This window comes from Pseudarthrobacter naphthalenicus (genome assembly GCF_029076445.1).
In the GTDB taxonomy this organism is placed as follows: Bacteria; Actinomycetota; Actinomycetes; order Actinomycetales; family Micrococcaceae; genus Arthrobacter; species Arthrobacter naphthalenicus.
In genome coordinates this window covers 125,912-148,839 of the sequence record NZ_JARESG010000004.1, presented here as the reverse complement: position 1 = coordinate 148,839, position 22,928 = coordinate 125,912, and the positions used below count along the sequence as shown (strand labels likewise).

Here is a 22,928-nt window from a genome sequence, read left to right as displayed (position 1 = left end):
CGTTCCCAGACACCTGGGCGCAGGGCCGAAGGGGACCCCGGGCAGGGCCGGGTCGGGTGAGAGAGGGTTTCGGAAAAACCCACGTTAAGTGAGAGAGGGTTTCGGGAAAACCCACATTAAGTGAGAGAGCGTCCGGGGGGAGGCGAAGCGGGCAGGGGGAAGCGGGGGTTGGCGCTACCCCGGTAGCGAACGGGCGTGCCCTTTGTCTGCGGGGGTCTCTATATTGAAGGAATGACTCAGACTCCGCTGCAGGATTCCGCCGGTTCCGCCCCCGATTCCGCCGCCCCCAGGCCGCCGGTCGCCAAGAAGGTCCCCCATGTGCGGACCCACCACGGCGATACCTTCGTGGACCACTATGAGTGGCTGCGCGACAAGGAGTCCCCGGAGGTTGTGGAGCACCTGAAGGCCGAGAACGCCTACCAGGAGGCCGTCACCGCGCACCAGGAGCCGCTGCGCGAGGCCATCTTCCAGGAAATCAAGGGCCGCACGCAGGAGACAGACTTGTCTGTTCCGAACCGCAAGGACGGCTGGTGGTATTTCAGCCGCTCGGCGGAGGGCAAGGAATACGGCATCCAGTGCCGCGTCCGGGCCCAGGACACCGGCATCCGCGTGGCGGACTGGACTCCCCCGGCGGTGGAGGCCGGCGTCGAAATCCCGGGTGAGGAAGTGCTGCTGGACGGCAACGTGGAGGCCGAGGGTCAGCCGTTCTTCTCCGTGGGCGGCTCGGCCGTGACCGTGGACGGCAACCTCTTCGCCTACGCCGTGGACAACGCCGGCGATGAACGCTTCACCCTGCACATCAAGGACCTGCGGACCGGCGAGCTCCTGCCGGACGTCATCGAGAACGTTTTCTACGGCGTTAGCTTCTCCCCCGACGGCACCCGGATCTTTTACACGGTGGTGGACGATTCGTGGCGCCCGTACCAGGTGAAAGCCCACGTCCTGGGCACGCCCGTCACCGAGGACGAGGTGATTTACCAGGAGGACGACGTCGCCATGTGGCTGGGCTTTGAGCTCTCCTCGGACAGGCGCTACCTCGTGCTGGGCATCGGCTGCTCCGAGTACAGCGAGACGCGCCTGTTGCGCTTCGATGACCCGACGGCGGCGATCACCACCGTGATTTCCCGCGACGAACGCGTCCTGTACGAGGCCGAACCCTTCCTCCTCGAGGGCGCCGACGACGAAAAGCAGGAGCGCATCCTCATCACGCACAACCGGAACGCCGTGAACTCCATGGTCTCCCTGGTTGACCCGGCCGAGCTCACCAAGCCGCTCGCCGAGCAGCACTGGAGCACCGTCGTCGAACATTCCGACGACGTCCGCGTCAACGGTGCGGGCGTCACCTCCACGCACCTGATCGTCTCCGTCCGGAAGGACACCATCGAACGGGTGCAGGTGATGGGGCTTTCCGGCCTCGGCACCCCCGCGCAGGAGGCGCCCGTGGAGCCCGCCTTCGACGAGGAGCTGTACACGGCCGGTGTGGGAGGATCTGACTATGAGGCGCCGGTGATCCGGCTGGGCTACACGTCCTATTTCACGCCGTCGCGCGTGTACGACTTTGTCCTGCCCACGCCGGACAAACCCGCCGGCGAGCTGCTGCTCCGCAAGGAAAGCCCCGTGCTGGGCGGCTACTCCGCTGCCGATTACGTGGCCACCAGGGAATGGGCGGACGCGCCGGACGGCACCCGGATCCCGCTCTCCGTCCTGCGGCACAAGAGCATCAAACAGGATTCGACGGCGGCGGGCCTGGTTTACGGGTACGGCTCGTATGAGCTGAGCATGGACCCCGGATTCGGCATCGCGCGGTTGTCCTTGCTGGACCGGGGGGTGGTGTTTGTTATCGCCCATATCCGCGGCGGCGGCGAGCTGGGCCGGCACTGGTACGAGGACGGCAAGAAGCTGACCAAAAAGAACACGTTCACGGACTTCGTGGCCGCCACCGACTGGCTCGCGAACTCGGGCTGGGTGGACCCCTCACGGATTGCGGCCATGGGCGGCTCCGCGGGCGGCCTGCTGATGGGCGCCGTGGCCAACCTGGCGCCGGAAAAGTACGCCGCGGTGGTGGCACAGGTGCCGTTCGTGGACCCGTTGACGTCCATCCTGGATCCGGAACTTCCGCTGTCCGCCCTGGAATGGGAGGAATGGGGCAACCCCATCACGGACCCTGAGGTGTACGCGTACATGAACTCCTACTCGCCGTACGAGAACGTGCGGGAGGTGGCCTACCCGAAGATCGCCGCGGTGACATCCTTCAACGACACCCGCGTCCTCTACGTAGAGCCGGCCAAGTGGGTCCAGGAGCTGCGGAACAAGACCACCGGCAGCGAGCCCATCGTGATGAAGATCGAGATGGACGGCGGCCACGGCGGCGCCTCCGGCCGGTACGTCCAATGGCGCGAGCGGGCCTGGGACTACGCATTCATCGCCGATTCGCTCGGCGCCACGGAGCTGCTCCCGGGCGCCGGCCTGAAGTAGGCATCTGGCACGCGGCGGCGTTCGGGGCTGAGGGTGCTTTCGATCCGGCTGCCAGCCGCACCGGCTCCGGAGGAGGCCGGGTAAACCGGTCTGCCGCCATCGTCCGCCTCCAACTGGCGTCATCGATGTGCTGCGTTTCGGAGCAATCGATGGCGACAGAAGATAATCATGCTTACTATTGTCTGGCGTCGGGCTGCCCGCTGGGGGTGGACCAACCCGCGCCGTACTGGAGGTTGCCTGAGTATGAACCCGGAAATGCGTCCCCTGACTGACGATGAACTGATGCTGGAACAGACCACCGCCCTGCCGGACAAGGAAGTTGCCTCCGTCCTGGACCTGAACGCTGACCTGGATCTCGGCATTAACGCTGCGGCCCCCATCGATCTGGCCGTAGCCGCCAACGCCAACGTGGCGGCACCGATTGACGCCGCCGCCTCGGCCAACATTCTCTCCTTCGGCTCAGACGCCCAGGCCCTTGCGGACCAGGGCGTCATTATCGACCAGGGCATCACGGCGGACGCGAATGCTGATTCCGCCCAGGACAGCACCATCAGCCAGGGCACCGGCGCTGAAGAGGCGGCAGCGGCCCCTGCCGCAACCGCGCCTGACGAATCATTGCCCGACGTCGGTGCGCTGCCCGGTGATCCCGCCGCGGCCCTGGACGGGGACCTCCTCAACGTCAACGTGGACCTCGCGGCCGACGCCGACATTGCCGCGCCCATCAACGGCGCCGTGGCAGCCAACGCCAACGTGGCCGCTCCCATCGATGCCGCCGTGGCAGCGAACATCGGCTCCATCGACAGCCAGTCCTTTGCCGTGGCTGACCAGGACGCCATGATTAGCCAGCACATCGACGGCGAAGCCAACGCTTCCGCCGATCAGCAGTCCAACCTCGAACAGTAAGCAAAAATGACCACAGCGCACGGCGGCCCGCCCGGACAGGCGGGTCCGCCGTCGTCCTCTGCCCTCGTCACCGGGCACCGGGCACCCGTTCCTTCCCGGGCCGAAGGCGTCCAGCTCTTGGGCCGGTCGGAAGGATCAGGTTACCGTGAGGCACCCTCCCTGGTCCGCCGCGCCGACGGCCAGACCCTGCAGCTGACCCCGCTGCTCTACCTGGTGCTGGAAGCCGCCGACGGCAGCCGCGACACAGAGGAGATGGCCCGGCACGTCAGCGCCAGGTCGGGACGGCTGGTCAGCCCGGAGAACATCCGCACGCTGATGGATTCCCAGCTCCTGCCCATGGGCCTGCTCAGGCTCGCGGACGGCTCCCAGCCGGAGGTGCGCAAGGCGGACCCGCTGCTGGGCATGAGGTTCCGGTATACGGTGACCGATCCGGAGCGCACCCGCAGGCTCACTGCGCCGTTCGCCGCACTGTTCAACCCGCTGATTGTGGTGGCGGTGACGGCCGCGTTCCTGGCCGCCTGCTGGTGGGTGCTGATGGTCAAAGGCCTCGGCTCGGCCACGCATGCGGCATTCGCCAACCCCGCCTTGCTCCTGCTGATTTTCGCGATCACCATCCTCTCGGCCGGTTTCCACGAGTTCGGCCACGCCGCCGCAGCCCGCAAGGGCGGCGCCACGCCCGGAGCCATGGGGGCGGGCCTGTACCTGATCTGGCCGGCGTTCTTCACCGACGTCACCGACTCCTACCGGCTGGGCCGCGGCGGCCGGCTCCGCACAGACCTTGGCGGGCTGTACTTCAATGCGATCGTGGCGGTGGCCATCATGGGCATCTGGTGGGCAACCGGTTTCGACGCCCTGCTACTGGTGGTGGTCACACAGATCCTCCAGATGGTCCGGCAGCTGATGCCCTTAGTACGCTACGACGGTTACCACATCCTGGCCGACACAGTGGGCGTCCCGGACCTCTTCCAGCGCATCAAGCCGACCCTTCTGGGCCTCCTCCCCGGGAATTGGGGCAGGCCGGAGAGCCGGGTCCTCAAGCCGTGGGCACGCGCCGTGGTGACGCTCTGGGTCCTGGTGACCGTGCCGTTGCTGCTCTTCAGCATGGTGATGATGGTGCTCGCCCTGCCGCGGTTGCTGGCCACCGCGTGGGACAGCGTGCTCCGGCAACAGGCGCTGCTTTCCGCCAGCGCCACCGCAGGAGATCTCGCCGATGCGGCCGTGCGTGTGGTGGCCATTGCCGCCGTGGCGCTTCCGGTGCTGGGCACGCTCTACATTGTGCTGCGCCTCGCGCGGCAACTCGCCACGGGCCTTTGGCAAAAGACCAGCGGCAAGGCGCTGCAGCGCTGTGCCGCAGCAGTGGCCTCTGCTGCCGTGGTAGCCGGCCTCGCCTGGGCGTGGTGGCCCGACGGCGGCACCTACCGTCCGGTCCAGGCATACGAACGCGGGACGCTGGCTGACGCCACCACGTCCGTATTTCCGCCGTCCAGTGCCGTGCTGCAGGAGGGGCGGTCGGGCAGCACAGTGGCCCTGTGGCCTGCCAAAGCGGAGCTGCCCACGCGGGAAAACCCGCAGCTCAGCATGGTCTTGGTGCCCGCAGGCTCCGCAACGGAGACAGGGTCAGGGCCGGGGTCACGGGATGCGAGCGCCCCTTCCTGGGTGTTCCCCTTCGACCAGCCCGCGGCTCCTGAGGCCGACGGTAATCAGGCGCTGGCGGTGAACACCACCGACGGTTCGGCGAAGTACAGCGTGGCGTTCGCCCTGGTCTGGGCGGAGGACGGCCAAGCCGTGGATACCACCAATGAGGCTTACGCCTTTGCCAGCTGCTCGGGCTGCTCGGCGGTGGCGGTGGGGTTCCAGGTGGTGCTCATTGTGGGCCAGGCGGACGTCATCGTCCCCGAAAACCTGTCTGCTGCTGCGAACTACAACTGTCTGGAGTGCCTCACGTACGCCCTGGCGAGCCAGCTGGTCCTCACCCTGGACGGGCCGCTGGGCGAAGACAGCATGGCACGGCTGAATGCGCTATGGGCCGAGATTGCCGTCTACGGGAAGAACATCCGGAATGTGCCGCTCAGCGAGATCCAGGGCAGGCTGGCGGCGTACAAGGAACAGATCACCGGCATCATCAAGGCCGACCCCAGCGCCACCAGGGCCGGCGCCGCAGCTGCCACGCCCCCGCCGACAACGGGCTCCACCACGCAGCCCTCCCCCCGTTCCACGTCACCGGCGACGGTCCCAACCAGCAGTGGCGCCGCCACCGCACCGGCCGCTCCGCCGCCCACGGCGCAAGTGACGCAGCCGCCGGCAGGTGACACGCCGCCGTCGTCCGTTCCCACGGCCGACGCACCTGCCGAGGCACCTGCTGAGGCACCGCCGACGGCGGACAGCGGCGAAGCCGCACCCCCAGCTGGAGAAACAACACCATCGACTGCTCCGTAACGGGCCCTCCACCGGACCCAGAAGGGCCGTTACGGAGCAGCGGATGGCACCTTCGCCCCCACCCCTGCTCAATCAGGGGGGCCCGGGCCGGTGACCGGGAATACTAACCATGCTTACCATTGGGTGCAGCTTGTTTTCCGCCCGGGCCGAAGGAGCAGACATGTCGCTACGCAAAGGAACCTCCGTGGAATGGAACACGCCCCAGGGGCCCACGCACGGCAAAATCGTGGAAAAGAAGACCAGCGACTTTGAACTGGACGGACACACGCACCGGGCCAGCGAAGCAGAACCGCAGTACGTTGTGGAGTCCGCCAAGACCGGTGCCCGCGCGGCCCACAAAGCCGCGGCCCTGACCGAGAAGGGCTGAGGCCATGGCTGACGCGCATCACGAGGTGCTCATCGTCGGCGGCGGCAACGCGGGGATTTCCCTGGCGGCACGGCTGCGCCGGTACGGCGTCACCGACATCGCCGTCGTCGAACCCAAAGACCACCACCTGTATCAGCCGCTCTTTTCGCACATTGCGGGCGGGAAGGCCAAAGCGGCGGAGGCCATCCGGCCGCAGGCCTCCGTCACTCCGCCGGGGGTCGCCTGGATCCGGGACGGGGCCTGGGTGATCAACGCCGCGGCCAACACGGTGACACTGAACTCCGGCGACCAGGTCACCTACAGCCACTTGGTGGTCTGCCCGGGACTGCAGCTGGACTGGGACAAGGTTCCGGGCCTCGAAGCTGCAGTCCATTCGCCCTTCGGATCGTCCCACTACGAGTTCGATCTTGCCCCCAAAACCTGGACGCTGCTCAGCAGCCTCAAGGCCGGCACCGCGGTGTTCACCATGCCTTCCGGACCGGCCAAGTGCGCCGGCGCGGCCCAGAAGCCTATGTACCTGGCCTGCGATTACTGGCAGGACCATGGAGTCCTCGATGACATCCGGGTGATCATGGTCCAGCCCTATCCCACCGTGTACGGCGTGCCGGGTGTCGACGACGAACTCAACCGGAAGATCGCCGAGTACGGCATCGAGCTGCGCCTCAACAGCGAACTCACGGCCGTGGACGCCCTCGGACGGACCGCACTGGTCCGGGACAACGCGGCAGGCACCACCGAGGAGATCCCCTACGACGTCCTCAACGCGGTCCCGCCGCAGTCTGCCCCGGACTGGCTAAAGGCCACCGATTTGCCCGCCCCGGGCGACGGCGGCGGGTTTGTGCAGGTGGACCCGGCAACCCTGCAGCACGTCCGCTACCCCAACGTCTGGTCCCTGGGGGACGCCGCCGCAACCACCAATTCCAAGTGCGGCGGCGCGCTGCGCAAGCAGACCAAGGTGCTGGCCAAGAACCTCGTGGCAGCCCGCAAGGGGACGCCCCCGACCCAAAAGTACGACGGCTACGCAGTGTGTCCGTTCACCGTCTCCCGCTCCACGGTGGTGTTCGCCGAGTTCGACGCCGACTACCGGCCCAAACCCACCATCCCCAAGGTGCCCACGTGGAAGGAAAGCCGGGCGTCATGGGTGGTGGACCGCGACGTGTTCCCCCAGGTCTACTGGAACCTGATCCTCAAGGGCCGGGCGTAGCCGCGGGCCTTCACCCGGGCGGACGTGTGGCGGGCCTTCACCGGCTGTGCCACTCGTCAGCCAAAATCGCGTAGACCAGCTCGGTGGCCCACTCGCCCTTGTAGTGCCACTTGTCCACGTGCCGGGCTTCGAGTCGCATGCCGAGTCGCTCACACAGGGCGGCCGATGCGGTGTTGAGGGCATCGAGCCGCGCCTCGATCCGGTGGAAAGCCAGCTCGCCGAATCCCAGGTCCAGTACGGCCGCTGCCGCTTCGCTTCCGTAGCCCTGTCCGCGCGCCTCCGGAGCCAGGGTCCAGCCCACTTCGGCCTGCCCGCGGCCCGGCACCCACTTAAGTACCACTTCGCCCAGGAGTCCCGGACCATCCGCCGCCTCGATGGCCAGGCAGATCCAGTCGCCCTCCTTGTCAAAGCTGAAGTTGGCGTACTTGCCCACGGACTCCATTGACTTGGTGTAGCTTTTCGCCGGCCCGGGCAGGAAACGGGCGGTTTCCGGGAGGGAGTGGTAGGCGTGGAAGGTGTCCAGGTCGCGGCCCTCGAAGCGGCGCAGGACCAACCGTTCCGTTCGGAGGGGCAGGGTAATTTCCGGCATGGAGTGAAGGCTACGCCATGCGCCCTCAGCTCGATCAAAGCTGACAGACTGTCACTGTGGCAAAGGGAATTCATCGCATTCTTCCGGGCGGGGCCCGCGGCGCGGGCAGAACCATCGCCCTGCCGCGCAAACGAGCCCCGCTGACCCTCGGCCGTGCCCGCACGACGGCCGGCTTTATCCTCGCCGTGCTCCTTCCGGCACTCGCCACCCTGGTTCTTTCCCTCGCCCCGGATCTGAATCTCGCCACCCATGTGCTGGTCCATCTGACCGGCGTCATGGCGGTGGCCTTCATCGGCGGCTTGTGGCCGGCGGTGGTGGCTGCGCTGCTGGATTCCCTGCTGCTCAACTACTTCGAAACGGAACCGGTGGGGACGTTCAGCGTCAAGGATCCGCAGAACATTTTCGCGCTGCTGGTCTTCCTCGGCTCGGCCATTGCCGTGTCCCTGCTGGTGGGTCTCTCGGCCCGGCGCGCCCGCGAGGCCGCCCGGGCACGGTCCGAGGCGGCAACCCTCGCTGACCTGGCCCGGGACGCGCTGATCCAGGACGACACCGTGGCGGCTTTCCTCGCCAAAGTCCGGGATACTTTCCAGGTCCGGTCCGCCGGGCTCTACACCCGGCCGGACGGCCAGCAGCCGGACAACCGGCAGACAGAGAACCGGCAGACAGAGAACCAGCAGCCCGAGTACAGCGGAGGCTGGGCCCTTCAGGCGTATTCCGGCGAGGCGCCTCCCCCGCCGCCCGGCTCCGAGGATCCCGCTGCCGGTGCCGTCGAACTTGCGAACCCGGCAACGGCGCTGGTGGTCACCGGCAGGGCCCTGTCCCCGGGAGACCGGCGCCTGCTGACCGCCTACGGGTCCCATCTCCTCCTGCTGCGCCAGCGCCAGTCGCTGCAGCACCAACTGAGCGAGACCGCCAAGCTGGCCGAGGGCAACAGCATCCGGACCTCCATCCTGCGCGCCGTCAGCCACGACCTGCGGACACCGCTGGCGGGCATCAAGCTCGCCGTCACGGCCCTGCGGCGGCAGAACAAGCGGCTCCCGGCGGAGGTCCAGGCCGAAATGCTGGAGACCATCGAGTCGTATTCAGACCGGCTCGAATCCCTGGTGGGCAACCTTCTGGACATGTCCAGGATTTCGAGCGGATCCGCTGCGCCCCTCACCGCGCCGGTGACGTGGCGGGATGCGATCGAAGAGGCTCTCCGGGGAATTCCCGACGGCGCCATCAGGGTCGATCTCGCCCCGAACCTTCCGCTTATCGACGCTGACCTGGGGATGCTGGAGCGGGTCATCGCCAACATTGCGGAAAACGCCCTGAAATACGCGCCCGGCTCGGACGTGGTCATCGTGGGGCCCGCGAGCGGAACCGCAGCGGCCACCCTGGAGGGCCGTCCGTGCGGTGAACTGAGGATCGTCGATCACGGCCAGGGGGTTCCCGCCGCCAATGTCGTGAGCATGTTCGAACCCTTCCAGCGGCTCGACGACGCCCCGGATGGCCTGGGCATCGGCCTGGGCCTCGCCGTCGCGAAGGGTTTCACCGAAGCCATGGGCGGCCAGCTCGCCGCAGAGCCGACCCCCGGCGGGGGCCTGACGATGGTCATCCGCCTGCCCCTCTCCAGCGGACCCGAGAACGCGCACCTCACGTCCCGGGCTGACGGACGCTCCACAGAGGCGGGCCGGCGATGAGGACGGTGCTCGTCGTCGATGATGAAGCCCAGCTCCTGCGCGCACTGCAGGTCAACCTGCATGCCGAGGGGTACAGCGTGCTCACGGCACTGGACGGAGCCGCCGCCCTCCTGCATGCCGAGAACAGCCGGCCGGACATCATCGTGCTGGACCTGGGCCTGCCGGACATCAATGGCGTGGACGTCATCACCAGGATCCGCCGCACCAGCAACACACCGATCATCGTGCTGTCCGCCCGGCACGGATCCGTGGACAAGGTCAGGGCCCTCGACGCGGGGGCCGATGACTACGTCACCAAACCGTTCGGGCTGGACGAGCTCCTGGCGCGGCTGCGGGTGGCCGAACGGCGGCTCGGTTCCTCCGACGGCGGCGAACAGCCCGGGAACATCGACGTCGGGGACTTCCAGGTGGACCTGGCCAGCCAAAAGGTGACCCGCGACGGCGCACCGGTGCGGCTAACCCCGCGGGAGTGGGGCATCCTGCAGCTGTTGGTCCGGAACCCGGGGCGGCTCATCACGCAGCAGCAGATGCTGGCGAAGATCTGGGGCCCGGGTTACGGCAACGAGACCCACTACCTGCGGGTCTACATGGGCCAGCTGCGCCGCAAGCTCGAAGCCGACCCCGCCCGGCCCCGGCACCTGCTCACCGAAGCCGGCATGGGGTACCGCTTCGAGCCGTAAAGGATTCGTCAATAATTCGTTCTTTCGCGGGGTGGCAATTTTCGCCGGTGTTAGCTTCGGAGTGTGATCTCGGGCGCGCAAGTGCCGCCCGGAAAGGACTCCATGACCACCTTGAGCAGGACCCCGACAGACCCGTCGGCCCCGCGTCCGCACGGCAAGACCGCCCTGCGTAATTGGCTGCTCTTCGGGCTGCAGGACAGCAAGGGTGCGCATCAGGGCCCGGGCGGGGTGACCACCGCCCACGAGAAGAAGCACAGCTGGTGGCAGGTCATGTGCCTGACCGGTGTGGACTACTTCTCCACCCTCGGCTACCAGCCGGCCATCGCGGCCCTGGCTGCAGGCGTGATTTCCCCGCTGGCCACCATCGTGCTGGTCCTGGTCACGCTGCTCGGAGCCTTGCCGGTGTACCGGAGGGTGGCCGGGGAAAGCCACCGCGGCGAAGGTTCCATCGCCATGCTGGAGCGGCTCCTTCCGCGCTGGGGCGGCAAACTCTTCGTCCTGATCCTCCTCGGCTTCGCGGCGACGGACTTCATGATCACCATGACCCTGTCCGCGGCCGACGCCACGGCCCACCTGATCCAGAACCCGCTGGCCCCGGGCTGGCTGGCGGGGCAGAACATCGCGGTCACGCTGTTCCTGCTGGCTCTGCTCGCCGCCGTGTTCCTGCGCGGGTTCAAGGAGGCCATCGGCGTCGCGGTTGTCCTGGTGGCCCTGTACCTGGGGCTGAACGCGATCGTGGTTGTCCTGACCCTGGCGGAGGTGTTCACCCACACCGTTGCCATCGGCGACTGGTGGCAGGCGCTGACCACGTCCCACGGCAACCCGTTCATGGTGATCGGAATCGCGCTGCTGGTGTTCCCGAAGCTGGCGCTGGGCCTGTCGGGTTTTGAAACCGGGGTGGCCGTCATGCCGCAGATCCGCGGCGCGGAGACCGACACCGAGGCGAACCCCGCGGGCCGGATCAAGGGGGCCCGGCGGCTCCTGACCACTGCTGCGGTGATCATGAGCGCGTTCCTGGTCACCACGTCCTTCATCACCGTGGTGCTGATCCCGCAGCAGGAATTCCAGCCCGGCGGACAGGCCAACGGCCGGGCCCTGGCCTTTCTGGCGCACCAGTACCTGGGCGTCGGCTTCGGCACCGTGTACGACATCAGCACCATCGCCATCCTCTGGTTCGCCGGCGCGTCCGCCATGGCCGGGCTGCTGAACCTGGTCCCCCGGTACCTGCCGCGCTACGGCATGGCCCCGGCCTGGGCCAAGGCGGTCCGCCCGCTGGTCCTGGTGTTCACCCTGATCGGGTTCCTCATCACCTTCCTGTTCAAGGCCGACGTCGATGCCCAGGGCGGTGCGTACGCCACCGGTGTGCTGGTGCTAATGACCTCTGCCGCAGTGGCGGTCACGCTCTCCGCCCGGCGCGGCCGGCAGCGCAAACGCACGGTCGGGTTTGGCGTCATCGCGGTGGTGTTCATCTACACCACCATCGCCAACATCTTCGAGCGCCCCGAAGGCATCCGGATCGCGGCCGTCTTTATCGCCGGGATCATCATCATCTCCCTGCTGTCCCGGGTCCGCCGCTCCTTCGAGCTGCATGCCACCCACGTGCACATGGACCGGCAGGCGCTGGAATTCATGTCTGAGGTGGTGGAGGGCCCCCTGACCATCATTTCCCACGAACCGCTCCGGACCAGCGCCCAGGCGTACGAGGACAAGCTCACCTCGGCGATCGAGGTCAGCCATCTTCCCCTGAACCACCAGGCCCTGTTCCTCGAGGTCATCGTGGACGACTCCTCGGACTTCGAAACCGAGCTGCAGGTCCACGGCGTGGAACGGCACGGCTACCGGATCCTGGAGGTCCACGGCCCCGTGGTGCCGAACACCATCGCTTCGGTGCTGCTCCACATCCGGGACGTGACCGGGCTGATGCCGCACATCTATTTCCGCTGGACCGAAGGGAATCCGGTGACCAACCTCCTGCGCTTCCTGTTCCTCGGCGAGGGTGAGATCGCACCGGTCACCAGGGAAGTGCTGCGGGAGGCCGTGCCCGAGGTCACCAACCGCCCCTGGGTCCACGTCGGCTGACGGGCGCCGGACCATGAACTGGCGTGAGGCAGGCGGAGCGGGCGGGGTCAGGTTCGCAGCTCCACCCGAGGAAGTGGCGGATTTCCAGGGCCGCGGCGTGGACGGCTCCGCGTATCTGCCCCGTGGCGGCATCCTGTTCAAGGATGCCGACGGCGACCCGTGGTGGGTCATTTTCCAGGAGACCCCCGGGACGGACACCCGCCACACCCACGTGCGCGGGGACGTGCTCGCCTGCACCGCGACCCACGACGAGCTCGTCCACGTGCGGGTCCTGGCCGCGGACGTGCTCCAAGTCGACGCCGACGCCGCCTTCCGGCAGGACGCTCCGGTCAGCCTGGAGGACGCCGCGGACGTGGCAGCCCGCATCCCCCGCCCCGGCTAAGCCGGAGCAGCGGATGGGGTTGCGGTCAGCTCTGGGCCTGGTCCAGCGGGACCGGAACGATGGGCTGGTCGTTCGCTGTCAGGTCAATGCCAAAGTCCTTCGCGAAGACCAGCCGGGTGTCCTTGTAGATACCCGGATGGCTCTCGTCAAGTTCGAAGACGCGGGCCCCACGGAGCCGGTTCCGCTCCGCACCGTCCAGCCCATAAGCGCCGAATCCCGTTCCGGGACCGTAGCCGAGCTGCACGCCGTAGTAGTCACCCACGTAGGTGTTGACGTGGTCGTGCCCCACAAAGTATCCGCGGACATCCCCACGCTCCAGAAAGACATTGAAAAGGCCCGAGTTGAAGGGACCGGGGCACTCATCCTCGTTGCGCTCGCCGACGATGCTGTGCTTGGCGACGGCGCGTGCGTGGTCCGCGTCCGTCCGTGAGTCGATGCTGGCGAACCACATGTTCCGGTGCTCGTGCAGGGCGATGTGGCCCCACATGAGGGAGGGTACTTTTCTTCCGTATTTCTGTTCCGTGGCGATCGACTGGTTGCGGTACCACGTGACCTGGTCCATGCGTACCCAGTCCCAGTCCGGGTAGCCTTCGAAGTTCTGGCCGTTGATGGCGTCCGGCGCGTACCGGCCGGTGTCGATCAGCCACAGGCCAAATGCAGGGTCCTTCGAGCGTGAGGACTGGACGAGTAGCTGCGAGTTGGAGGTTCCGGTCAGGCCCGGCACCGAGTCGGCGTTGACGTTGTAGGCGTAGCTCTGCAGAAACTGCAGCATCCTGGCCTCTGTCATCCCGGTTTTCTGCGCAGAGTCCTCATCGTGGTTGCCAAAGGTTACGGCCCACGGAATTTTGCGGCTTTCCATGGGTTTGACCACGTGGTTGAGTGCCTGCTTGACGTCCAATTCCGTGTCACAGCCGCCGTTGATCACATCGCCGTTGATCACCACGAAATCCGGCTTCTCCGCATCCAGGGTGCGGTCCATCAGCTCGATGGTTCGCCGGTCCGTCTGCTCGTCATCCTGGGTGTCGTTGAACTGCACCACTTTGAACCTGCCGTCCGGGCGGAACGCCAGCGTGGGCTTCGGCACCTTCCCACCGGGGGCGGCTTTGCCGGCGCCTGCAGCGGACACCGTAAGTCCCAGCGCCCCGAGCGTTCCGGCTGCTGCCAAGGCCGCTCGCCTGCTGAGTGTGGGCTGGTTGATGCGTGAATTCACTGGTCCCTCTCGTTGCGGTGGCGGGCCGGTTTTGGTGCCGCCTTACCCCGCAGACGATAGGGGAACCAAGCATCCGGCCCCGGAACTGACAGTGAACTTACGGTATTCCGCGTGCGCTCAGTCTGCGGGCTGTACGACGGCGGCAGTCGCCTCCGCGATGGCCCTTTCCTCGTCGGTGGGCACCACCAGGACAGGAATGGCCGACTCCGGTGTGGAAATCACGCGCGGTTCCTTGGAACGCTGGCTGTTCAGGCCGGCGTCGAGCGCTATGCCCAAGGCGCCCAGTTTGTCCGCGACCAGGGCGCGGAACTGGTGCGAGTTCTCGCCGATGCCCGCTGTAAAAACGAGCGCCTTCGCGCCGCCGACGGCCACGTGATAGCCGCCGATGTACTTGGACAGCCGGTAGGACGCGACCGCGAGCGCCATGGATGCCTTGGCGTTGCCCGCCTCCGAGGCCTCCACCACGGAGCGCATGTCGTTGTTGCCGGCCAGGCCCTTGAGCCCGGATTCGCGGTTCAGCATGGTGTCGATGTCCTCCGGGGTCCAGCCTGCCCGGCCGAGGAACACCAGGATGGAGGGGTCAACGTCGCCCGAGCGGGTGCCCATCACCAGCCCCTCCAGCGGCGTGAAGCCCATGGAGGTGTCCACGGATTTGCCGCCCCGGATGGCCGTGACGGAGGCGCCGTTGCCCAGGTGGGCGATGACGCCGTCGAACTCGTCCACTGGAAGATCCAGCAGCCCGGCGGCGCGGTGCGTGACGTATTCATGGGAGGTGCCGTGGAAGCCGTAGCGGCGGATGCCGTGGTTGGTGTACAGCTCGTCGGGGACGGCGTACCGCCACGCGTGCTCGGGGAGGCTGCGGTGAAAGGCGGTGTCGAACACGGCAACCTGCGGCAGGTCCGGCCACTTCCTGCTGATGGCACGGATCCCCAGCACGTTGGCGGGGTTGTGCAGCGGGGCCAGCGGGTTCAGGCGCTCGATGGCGCGGGTGATCTCGTTATCGATCAGGACCGGTTCGCCGAACCGCTCGCCGCCGTGCACCACCCGGTGACCCACGGCTCCCAGCTTCAGGTCGGGGAGCTCCGCATGGATGGCCGCATCCACCTGCTCCAGCGCCTCCGCATGGTCCCGCGGACCCTCAATCTCGCCGTCCCCGCCACCGCCGGTGCCCATGCCGATCTTCTCGATCAGCCCCTCGGCCAGCACACTGCCGGCGGCGACATCGCGCACCTGGTACTTGAGCGAGGAAGAGCCGGAATTGATGACGAGCACAAGCATGCGGGCCTCCTGAGCCTTGCTGGCGTGGTTATTGCCACTATAGGTGGGGGCGGCGCGGGTTAGGCGGCACCTCCGAAGGTGATGTCAGCCTCCCGCGATGTCCCGGAGGGTCTGCAGATGTTCCTCCCACGCTGTGCGCCCGCCGGCAGTCACGCTCGCCGAGGTGCGCGGCATCTTACCCGCAAAGCTTTTGCGGATCTTTACATAGCCGGCTTTTTCGAGGACGGCTAACTGCTTGCTGAGGACGGAGTCGCTGACCTGGATGGTGTCCCGCAGGTCCTTGAAGTCCATCGACTCTGCACCCGCGAGAGCGGCCATGATGGAGAACCGGACGGGCGCGTGGATGAGGTCGTTGAGCCGGTGGCGTGGATGATCCGCGGCCGTACTCATGCCCGCAACTCGCGAAAGGCACCTGTCAGGCCCACTCCTGCGAGTACGACGGCGGCGCTTGCGTAATACCAGAGGTTTCCGTCGCGGAAGAGGCTGACTCCCGCCCCCAGTGCGACGCCGTACAGGACCATGTAGGCAATCAAAGACGTCAGGAACCGCTTGGTGTACCCGGCTTTGGTGGACGTCTGGAACATGGGCCAGATGCAGGCCGTGGCCGCGGCCCAGATTCCGACGGCGGTAGCGAGGATGGGAGCCCCGTAACCGGTGTGGGACACGATGTGCATGCCGACCATGAGCATGGAGCCCAGGATGGCGAGGCTGGTGAAGACCATGGCAACGGGCCACGCGGCAGCGTTGACGGAGGTGGCACTGATTGACTGCGCCTTCGCCAGGAGCTCGTGCGCCTCGGCAGGGGTGGGGTTTCGGGTTGCCTCGTCCATGGTGTTGCCTTTCCGTGGCGGTTTCCAATGCGCCAATTATAGGAAAGTACTTTCCATTGAGTCAAGTACTTTCCTAACCCCATTGCGCCGGCGGCCCGGGCCTGCATAGAGTCGGTGGACACGTTGCACTACGCAGAGAGGGACTTCCATGCCGAACGACACCACTCAGCCCGACAACTCAGACACCACCGCCGAGGAACCCAGCACCACCGGGTCAGGCACCAAGGACCCCACCACCGTCGAAGGTGCCAACCCGGCCCTGGACGACACCGGAAAGCCCAAGGCCGCGGAAGTGGGCGAGGCCCCGGAACAGCCGGAGAATCCGCAGGATCTGGACCTTACGCCTGAGGGCCTGTCCGATGAGCCGGCCAAAGAGGAGGACCCGGAGAGCGTCGCCAAGCCGGAGAACAGCTAGGGCCCTCCACTCTCCACGGCCTGCACGGAGATGAGGACGAGCCCCAGGTCCCGGATCCTTGTGAGCACCCCGTGCAGGGCGGCCTGATCGGCCACGAATCCGCTCAGTTCTGTGGTGCCGTCAGCTTCCGGAGTCACCACGAGGCCGTCGAACCAGGCCGACCAGTGCTGGTCCAGGTGCCCGCCGATACGGATGTCGTACCGGGCGGGCACTTGCTGATTGGGGATGGCGCTCATCATGCCCTCGCACGGGGCGCCGCCCCCGGAATCACTTCGCACTTTCCGGCTGGACCGGCTTCACCGGCGTTACGACGGCCCCCGCACTGTCCCGGTCCGCCGTCGTCCGCAGCCCGCTCCACAGCGAGTACCCCAGGCCGATCAGCGCCACGCCGATGGGAAGCGCGAACAGCCTGTCGTTGACCTGCGGCAGCAGCGGGAGGGCCAGGGTTGCCACGGCCCCCACGGCGAGCAGTGCCGCAGCCCAACGCGCGAGCACCCTGGCGCGGAACAGTGCGATGCCGAAGAGGAGTCCGCCGCCGAGGAACGTGACGGCGGATGCGAGGTTCAGGCCGAACATCAGGCCGATATCGCCGGCCACGGGGTCGCCCATGACGGTAGCGAAAACGTCGTTGACGTAGCCGGGTTCCGTGCGGGCGAGGGTCGGCAGGACCACGGCTCCGATGAGCTCCATGCCGAGCATGATGAGGTAGCCGGCACCGAACACGAGGTAGCCCACAAGCCCGAGCACTCCGGCCCGGGCCACCTGGCGCAGGTACATCCCGGTGATGCCGATGAGCGACAGGCCGGCCATGAGCACTTTCAGGCTTTGGCGGACCGTGTATTCGGTGGTGGTGGCGAATGCCGCGTCCAGGTGCGGGTGGTTGATCTGCACGCCGATGAACAGCAGGCCCGCGGCGGCCGCGGACAGGCCGGCCCAGCGGGTGAGCTTGGTGGTGGTAATGGACATGTGGGGCTCCCTGGCTTGTATGGTGCGGCGGCGGATGCTGCCGGCTGATTCCAAGGTAAGGAGCGGCGGGGTGAGCGCGCGTCACCCCATGATGTGACTGACAGGGTGAACCTGCTATGACCGGCCGACCGGTTAGAGCAGGCCGCGGTCACGTCCGCGGCGGACGGCCGCCCGGCGGCTGCTGACGCCGAGCTTGGTGAAGATGTGTTTGGTGTGCGTGCGCAGCGTGTTGTGCGAAATGAACAGTGCGCGGGCGATCTCCGGCCCGCTCAGTTCACTGTCGAGGAGCCTCAGAACCTGCAGTTCCCGCTCGCTCAGCGGGTCAACGTCCGACGGGGGCTCCTCACCTGGGCGCGACGGCTCCGGGCGCGATGGTACCCAACCCGAGGCTAACGGGTGCGGGGGCGCAGCCAGGGCGAGCAGACGCCGCGCGTGGGCGGCAGCCCCGCCGTCGTCCATTGCAGCATCACCAGACTCACGCACAGCCCCGCGCAGCAGCGCCAGCATGGGCGGCCCTTCGTCGAGGAACAGCCGCACGTACTGCTCCGGCTCGGGCACCCCGGTGAGCGCAGACGCCAGCGCCTCCTGTGCGCGCGGGGTGTCGCCCAGCGCATCATGCGCGAGGGCCTGGAGCAGGCGGATTTCCACCACGCTGCCCGCACGGCCGGATGGGGCCGCGTCCGCGAGCAACCGGTCCAGCAGGTCAAGCGCACCCGCGGCAACGGGGGTGTTCGGCTGCTTCCGCTGCTGCGCGATGAGCAGCCGGACCAGGGTGAGGTGGCTGTACTCGTGCAGGTAGCCGGCTTTGTCAGCGGCCGTAACCCCGGCGGCACGCGCCCAGGCGGCGGCCGCGGCGAGGTCACCCTGGCGGATCCGGACGCGGGCCTTGATGGCCGGGACGGGGCGCACTGCGGGGAAGAACCCGGGCCGGAAAAGCTGCTCGGCCTGGTCCAGGTATGTAAGGGCGCGGCCTGGATCGCCCTCGTCCTGGGCAACCAGGCCCTTGGCCACAAACCACCGGTAGCGGCTTTCGGTCATGGGCCCCCGTTCCACGAAGGCCGCGGCGGCGTCGAGGTGCCTGATGGCGCCGCCCGGGTCACCGGACTGGCGGCACAGTTCGCTCAGGGCCACGTGCAGTTCCGCGCCCGCCCGGGCCAGGGCGTCGCCGCGGGTGTTCGCCTCGTGCAGCGCAGCCTCGCAGATCCGCCGCGCTTCGCCCGGCCGGCCGGCAGCCTGCCACATGTCCGACAGGATGACCGTGCTGCTGAGCTCGTCCAGCAGGTTCCCGGCTGCGCGCAGGCTCGCAACAGCCTGCGTGAACGTCTCCAAGGCACGGCGCACGTCGCCCTCCGCCCATGCGGCAAGGCCGAGGAAGGCGCCCGCGGCACCCCGCGCAAGGTGGTGGCCGGGACCCGCCAACGCCAAGGCGTTCCGGGCGTGGGCGGCGGTGCCTGCCACATCGCCCCTGGCCTGCGCGAGCGAGGCCCGGTAGATGGCAATCGTGGCCGGGAGCATCAGCTCCTCGTCGGTTGCAGGGCGGTGCGCCGGTTCGGCGGAGGCCGCGTCGGCCAGCCCACGGTCGGCGTCGTCAAACCGCTGCTCCGCACCCCCGAGCTCGCCTGCACTCATCAGCATGCCGCCATAAAACACGCTCAGCACCGGGCTCCGGCGGATGACAGCGTCCGGCAGTTCCCTGAGCCAGCCAAACAGGACGGCATCCTGGCGGCTACGCCGCAGCACCGGCACGGCCAGCTCCACCAGGTGCCCGGCCCGGTCAAAGTCCTTGCCGGCGAGCGCGTGCCGGATGGAGTCCTCAAGGTGGCCGTGCGACTCGTACCAGTGGCTGGCGCGTTCATGCAGCACTGGAATCCGGCCGGGCTCTTGACCGAGCAGGCGTCCGCGCAGCACGTCGGCGAAGAGGTGATGGTAGCGGTACCACTCGCGCCGGTCATCCAGCGGGATGACAAAAAGGTTGGCGCGTTCCAAGGCCACCAGTGTGGCGCTTCCATCCTCGCGGCCGGTCACCGCGTCGCAGAGCGGGCCGGTGAGCCTGCCGAGGACAGCGGTGTGCAGCAGGAAACTGCGGACCGACTCCGGCTGATGCTCCAGGACTTCCTCCACCAGGTAGTCCACGATGTACCGGTCGTTCCCGGCGAAGCGCTCAATGAACCCGGCGGCGTCGTTGCGGTCCCTGAGCGAAAGTGCGGCCAGCTGGAGCGCGGCAATCCAGCCCTCCGTCCGCTGTTCCAGGGTGGACACCTGCCCCGGGTCCAGGTCCAGCCCCGCAACATCTTTGAAGTAGGCGGCAGCCTCTTCCGGGGTGAACCGCAGGTCAGCGGCGCGGATCTCGGCCAGATCACCCCGCACCCGCCAACGGGACAGCGGCAGGTCAGGGTCCGAGCGCGTGCTCAGCACCACGTGCACGTGCGGCGGCAGGTGCTCCACAAAGTAGGTCATGCCGGCGCGCACTGCCTGGCTGTCCACGGCGTGGTAGTCGTCCAGCACCAGCCAGACGTCCTCTGCCACTTCAGCGAGGTCGTTCACAAGGGAGGTGATGACCAGCTCGGTGGCCGATGGGGAGGTCCCGAGGAGCTCCAGCGCCCCTGCCCCGACGCCGGTCACCGCCTCCTGCAGGGACGCTGCAACATACGTCCAAAAAGTGGCCGGCTCGCTGTCCGCGGGCTCCAGCGAAAGCCAGGCAACGCGGCGGCCCTCACCGGCCGCACCCAGCCAGTCCGCCAGCAGGGCGGTCTTCCCGAACCCCGCCGGGGCGGACACAAGCAGCAGCCCGGACTCCGCGCCGCGGCGAAGCTTCTCCCGCAGCCGCGGGCGTGCCACAAATCCGCGGCGCGGCGCGGGAACATACAGCTTGGTGGCAATCATCGAGCGTTTCATCCGGATCCGTCCCGCGCAGGGCGGCGACGCCCGCACTCAGCCAGGTGCCGCCGTCGGGCGTTTGAGTTTGAACCCTCGCCCCAACGCGGGGTCACTTAACGCCCAAAGTTACCTGCGGAGGGGACTTTAAGTGACCCCGCGTTGCTGTCCGCCGGAACCTGCGCCTGGATGGCCGTGATGGCCACGGTGTTCACGATGTCCTCCACCGTGCAGCCGCGGGAGAGGTCATTGACCGGCTTCCGGAGCCCCTGCAGGACGGGCCCGACGGCGACCGCCCCCGAGCTCTGCTGCACCGCCTTGTACGTGTTGTTGCCGGTGTTCAGGTCCGGGAAGATGAACACGGTTGCCTGCCCTGCCACGGTGGAGCCGGGCATTTTGGACTCCGCGATGGCGGCGTCCACGGCGGCGTCGTACTGGATGGGGCCTTCGACGGCGAGATCCGGGCGGCGCTGGCGCACCAGTTCGGTGGCCTGCCGGACTTCGTCCACCGCCTCGCCGGAGCCGGAGCCGCCGGTGGAGTAGGACAGCATGGCCACCCGGGGTTCCACGCCGAACTGCGCGGCGGTCTCGGCCGAGGCCAGCGCAATGTCCGCCAGCTGCTCGACGTTGGGGTCCGGGTTCACGGCGCAGTCGCCGTAGACCAGCACCCGGTCCGGCATGAGCATCAGGAACACCGAGGAGACGATCTTGACGCCGTCGCGGGTTTTCACGAACTCCAGCGCGGGCCGGATGGTGTGCGCGGTGGTGTGCGCGGCGCCGGAGACCATGCCGTCCACCACGCCCAGCTGGACCATCATGGTCCCGAAGTAGCTGCCGTCCTGCATGATTTCCAGCGCCTTGGCCAGGTCCACGCCCTTGTGCGCCCGCAGTTCGGCGTACTTTTCGGCAAACTTCTGGCGCAGCTCCGAGGTGGCCGGGTCCACGATGTTGATTCCGGACAGGTCGATGCCGTTGGCCGCGGCAAGCTCCCGGACATCCGGTTCGGGGCCCAGCAGGGTCAGGTCGCACACGTCGCGGCGGTGCAGGATTTCCGCGGCGCGCAGGATGCGCACGTCCGTCCCTTCCGGCAGCACCACGTGCCGGCGCTGCGCGCGGGCCCGCTCGATGAGGTCGTGCAGGAACCGCAGCGGGGTCATCCGTTCCAGGCGGGGCAGGTGCAGGCGTTCCACAAGCTCTGCCTCGTCCACCCGCTTGGACCACAGGCCCAGGGCGGAGGCCACCTTGCGGCGGTGCCCGGACCAGATCTCGCTGCGGACTTCGGAGACGCGCTTGGCCGTCATGTAGGTGTCCTCGCCGGCGGAAAACACCGGGAACGGCGCCTGCGCCAGGAGCGGATAGATGTTGGCGTCCGGCGCGAGGCCGCCGGTGAGGATCAGGGCAGACGGCACCGGAAATTCCGGCGAGAACGACGACGCCAGGCAGGCCACCATCACGTCCGCACGGTCCCCCGGGACGATCACCAGGGCGCCCTCATCCAGGACGTTCAGGAAGTTGCCCACGTTCATGGCCGCGACCTTGATGTCCTTCACGTCGCGTTCCATGTCCGCACGGCCGGCGATCTGCCGCACACCCAGCGCTGTGGCCACCTCGCCGGTGGTGGGCCGGGCGATCTCCTCCAACTCGGGGAGGACATACACCGGCCGGCCGGAGACTCCCACCTTCACCTCGGCCGCGATCCTGTCCACTAACGTCGCGTCGGCGCGGTTCACCATGATGGCCAGCAGCGAGCACTTCTCCGCGATCAGTTCCTTGCGGGCAACTTCGACGGCGGCCGCAGCTTCCGCCACGCTGAGCCCCTTGGCCCCCACCACGGCCACTACCTGGGCGGAAAGGTTGTTGGCCAGCCGGGCGTTGAGGTCGAATTCGACGGCGGCGTCCTGACCAGTCAGGTCCGTCCCCTCCACGATCACCACGTCGCAGTGCCGGGCGATCCCGGCAAAGATCTCCACGCAGCGGGCATCAATCTCGGCCCGTTTCCCGTCGGCCAGCAGGGCGCGCACCTCGCCGGACGTCAGTCCCCCGCGGCACCGGTCGTCGTCGAGCCCGAAACGCGCCTTCATCAGCGCCACCATGGGGTCTTCGGCCGCATCCGGGCCGTGAACCACCGGCTTGAAGAAGCCGATCCGGTCCGCGTGCCGGTGAAGTGTGTCCGCGAGGCCCAGGGCGATCAGGGATTTTCCCGAGCCCGGAGTGGTTGCGCTGACGTAAATGCCTTTGGCCATGGTCCGCCCTTTGCTGTGCTGGTGCAGGTACAACCATCCTGCACCTCGGGCGTGCACAGGTGATCTCCCCCAGCCCCAACGCTCTCTCACTTAATGCGGGTTTTCTGGGGATCCTCTCCCACTTAATGTCGGTTTTCCGGGGACGCTCGCTCACTTTCTTGAGGAAAGTGAGAGAGCGCTTGGGAAAAACCCGCATTAAGTGAGAGAGCGTCGCCAGGGTCGGGGGCGGGGCGGCGGCGGGACTGCACTGGGCGGCGGCGGGACTGCGCCGGGCGGCGCCGGGAGTGCTCCCCGCCGCCGCCGCCCCCTCCTTTG

Annotated in this window: 19 protein-coding genes; 10 read left to right on the top strand and 9 right to left on the bottom strand. The window is 67.7% G+C overall.

The window, feature by feature from the left end:
• Window positions 1-231 precede the first annotated feature (231 nt).
• The 5 genes from PY310_RS05740 to PY310_RS05720 all read left to right on the top strand — a co-directional run bounded on the left by PY310_RS05740 (window position 232) and on the right by PY310_RS05720 (window position 7,385).
• A complete protein-coding gene (locus PY310_RS05740; RefSeq protein WP_275213313.1) occupies window positions 232-2,475 on the top strand; it encodes a S9 family peptidase in 2,244 nt (747 codons plus the stop codon).
• A 255-nt stretch (window positions 2,476-2,730) separates the two neighbouring features.
• Entirely contained in the window at window positions 2,731-3,378 is a 648-nt protein-coding gene (locus PY310_RS05735; protein WP_275213312.1) for a peptidoglycan-binding protein, read from the top strand.
• A 6-nt stretch (window positions 3,379-3,384) separates the two neighbouring features.
• Window positions 3,385-5,814 carry a zinc metalloprotease gene (locus PY310_RS05730; RefSeq protein ID WP_275213311.1) on the top strand — a complete coding sequence of 810 codons (2,430 nt, stop codon included), beginning with the start codon at window positions 3,385-3,387 and terminating at the stop codon, window positions 5,812-5,814.
• A gap of 160 nt (window positions 5,815-5,974) precedes the next feature.
• Window positions 5,975-6,181: a hypervirulence associated TUDOR domain-containing protein gene (locus tag PY310_RS05725; protein WP_275213310.1), complete on the top strand. Its 207-nt coding sequence runs from the start codon at window positions 5,975-5,977 to the stop codon at window positions 6,179-6,181.
• A 4-nt stretch (window positions 6,182-6,185) separates the two neighbouring features.
• On the top strand, window positions 6,186-7,385 hold the full coding sequence (locus tag PY310_RS05720; protein ID WP_275213309.1) for an NAD(P)/FAD-dependent oxidoreductase: 1,200 nt from the start codon (window positions 6,186-6,188) through the stop codon (window positions 7,383-7,385).
• Between the two features lie 37 nt (window positions 7,386-7,422).
• Here the strand turns inward: PY310_RS05720 and PY310_RS05715 are convergent, their stop codons facing one another.
• The gene (locus PY310_RS05715; RefSeq protein ID WP_275213308.1) at window positions 7,423-7,974 is read right to left on the bottom strand and encodes a GNAT family N-acetyltransferase; all 552 of its coding nucleotides are present in this window, start codon (window positions 7,972-7,974) and stop codon (window positions 7,423-7,425) included.
• A 56-nt stretch (window positions 7,975-8,030) separates the two neighbouring features.
• On the opposite strand from PY310_RS05715, the gene PY310_RS05710 reads away from it, so the two are divergent.
• From PY310_RS05710 to PY310_RS05695, 4 genes are all read left to right on the top strand, one after another.
• Complete coding sequence (locus PY310_RS05710) at window positions 8,031-9,656, top strand: DUF4118 domain-containing protein (RefSeq protein WP_275213307.1); 1,626 nt, start codon at window positions 8,031-8,033, stop codon at window positions 9,654-9,656.
• Window positions 9,653-10,336, top strand: coding sequence for a response regulator (locus tag PY310_RS05705; protein WP_275213306.1), 684 nt, complete (start codon window positions 9,653-9,655; stop codon window positions 10,334-10,336). Before PY310_RS05710 ends, PY310_RS05705 begins: the two co-directional genes overlap by 4 nt.
• A 102-nt stretch (window positions 10,337-10,438) precedes the next feature.
• On the top strand, window positions 10,439-12,415 hold the full coding sequence (locus PY310_RS05700; RefSeq protein WP_275213305.1) for an APC family permease: 1,977 nt from the start codon (window positions 10,439-10,441) through the stop codon (window positions 12,413-12,415).
• Between the two features lie 13 nt (window positions 12,416-12,428).
• Window positions 12,429-12,797: a hypothetical protein gene (locus PY310_RS05695; RefSeq protein ID WP_275213303.1), complete on the top strand. Its 369-nt coding sequence runs from the start codon at window positions 12,429-12,431 to the stop codon at window positions 12,795-12,797.
• A gap of 25 nt (window positions 12,798-12,822) precedes the next feature.
• Here the strand turns inward: PY310_RS05695 and PY310_RS05690 are convergent, their stop codons facing one another.
• The 4 genes from PY310_RS05690 to PY310_RS05675 all read right to left on the bottom strand — a co-directional run bounded on the left by PY310_RS05690 (window position 12,823) and on the right by PY310_RS05675 (window position 16,115).
• Window positions 12,823-14,007, bottom strand: a complete 1,185-nt coding sequence (locus PY310_RS05690; protein WP_275213302.1) for a metallophosphoesterase family protein — start codon at window positions 14,005-14,007, stop codon at window positions 12,823-12,825.
• 117 nt (window positions 14,008-14,124) lie between these two features.
• On the bottom strand, window positions 14,125-15,285 hold the full coding sequence (locus PY310_RS05685; RefSeq protein ID WP_275213301.1) for an acetate kinase: 1,161 nt from the start codon (window positions 15,283-15,285) through the stop codon (window positions 14,125-14,127).
• 84 nt (window positions 15,286-15,369) lie between these two features.
• Window positions 15,370-15,675 carry a winged helix-turn-helix domain-containing protein gene (locus PY310_RS05680; protein WP_275213300.1) on the bottom strand — a complete coding sequence of 102 codons (306 nt, stop codon included), beginning with the start codon at window positions 15,673-15,675 and terminating at the stop codon, window positions 15,370-15,372.
• Window positions 15,672-16,115 (bottom strand): hypothetical protein, encoded by a 444-nt coding sequence (locus PY310_RS05675; protein ID WP_275213299.1) that lies wholly within the window; start codon window positions 16,113-16,115, stop codon window positions 15,672-15,674. The genes PY310_RS05680 and PY310_RS05675 overlap by 4 nt, the downstream gene beginning before the upstream one ends.
• Window positions 16,116-16,263: 148 nt before the next feature.
• Here PY310_RS05675 and PY310_RS05670 point away from each other — a divergent pair, with 148 nt between their 5' ends.
• Complete coding sequence (locus tag PY310_RS05670; RefSeq protein WP_275213297.1) at window positions 16,264-16,530, top strand: hypothetical protein; 267 nt, start codon at window positions 16,264-16,266, stop codon at window positions 16,528-16,530.
• Here the strand turns inward: PY310_RS05670 and PY310_RS05665 are convergent.
• The 4 genes from PY310_RS05665 to pta form a co-directional block, all read right to left on the bottom strand.
• Window positions 16,527-16,808: a hypothetical protein gene (locus PY310_RS05665; protein ID WP_275213296.1), complete on the bottom strand. Its 282-nt coding sequence runs from the start codon at window positions 16,806-16,808 to the stop codon at window positions 16,527-16,529. The two genes, PY310_RS05670 and PY310_RS05665, sit on opposite strands and share 4 nt — an antisense overlap.
• Window positions 16,798-17,496 carry a hypothetical protein gene (locus tag PY310_RS05660; RefSeq protein WP_275213295.1) on the bottom strand — a complete coding sequence of 233 codons (699 nt, stop codon included), beginning with the start codon at window positions 17,494-17,496 and terminating at the stop codon, window positions 16,798-16,800. Before PY310_RS05660 ends, PY310_RS05665 begins: the two co-directional genes overlap by 11 nt.
• Before the next feature lie 132 nt (window positions 17,497-17,628).
• Entirely contained in the window at window positions 17,629-20,391 is a 2,763-nt protein-coding gene (locus PY310_RS05655) for a winged helix-turn-helix domain-containing protein (RefSeq protein WP_275213294.1), read from the bottom strand.
• A gap of 95 nt (window positions 20,392-20,486) precedes the next feature.
• Window positions 20,487-22,613 carry a phosphate acetyltransferase gene (pta, locus tag PY310_RS05650; RefSeq protein ID WP_275213293.1) on the bottom strand — a complete coding sequence of 709 codons (2,127 nt, stop codon included), beginning with the start codon at window positions 22,611-22,613 and terminating at the stop codon, window positions 20,487-20,489.
• Window positions 22,614-22,928 lie beyond the last annotated feature (315 nt).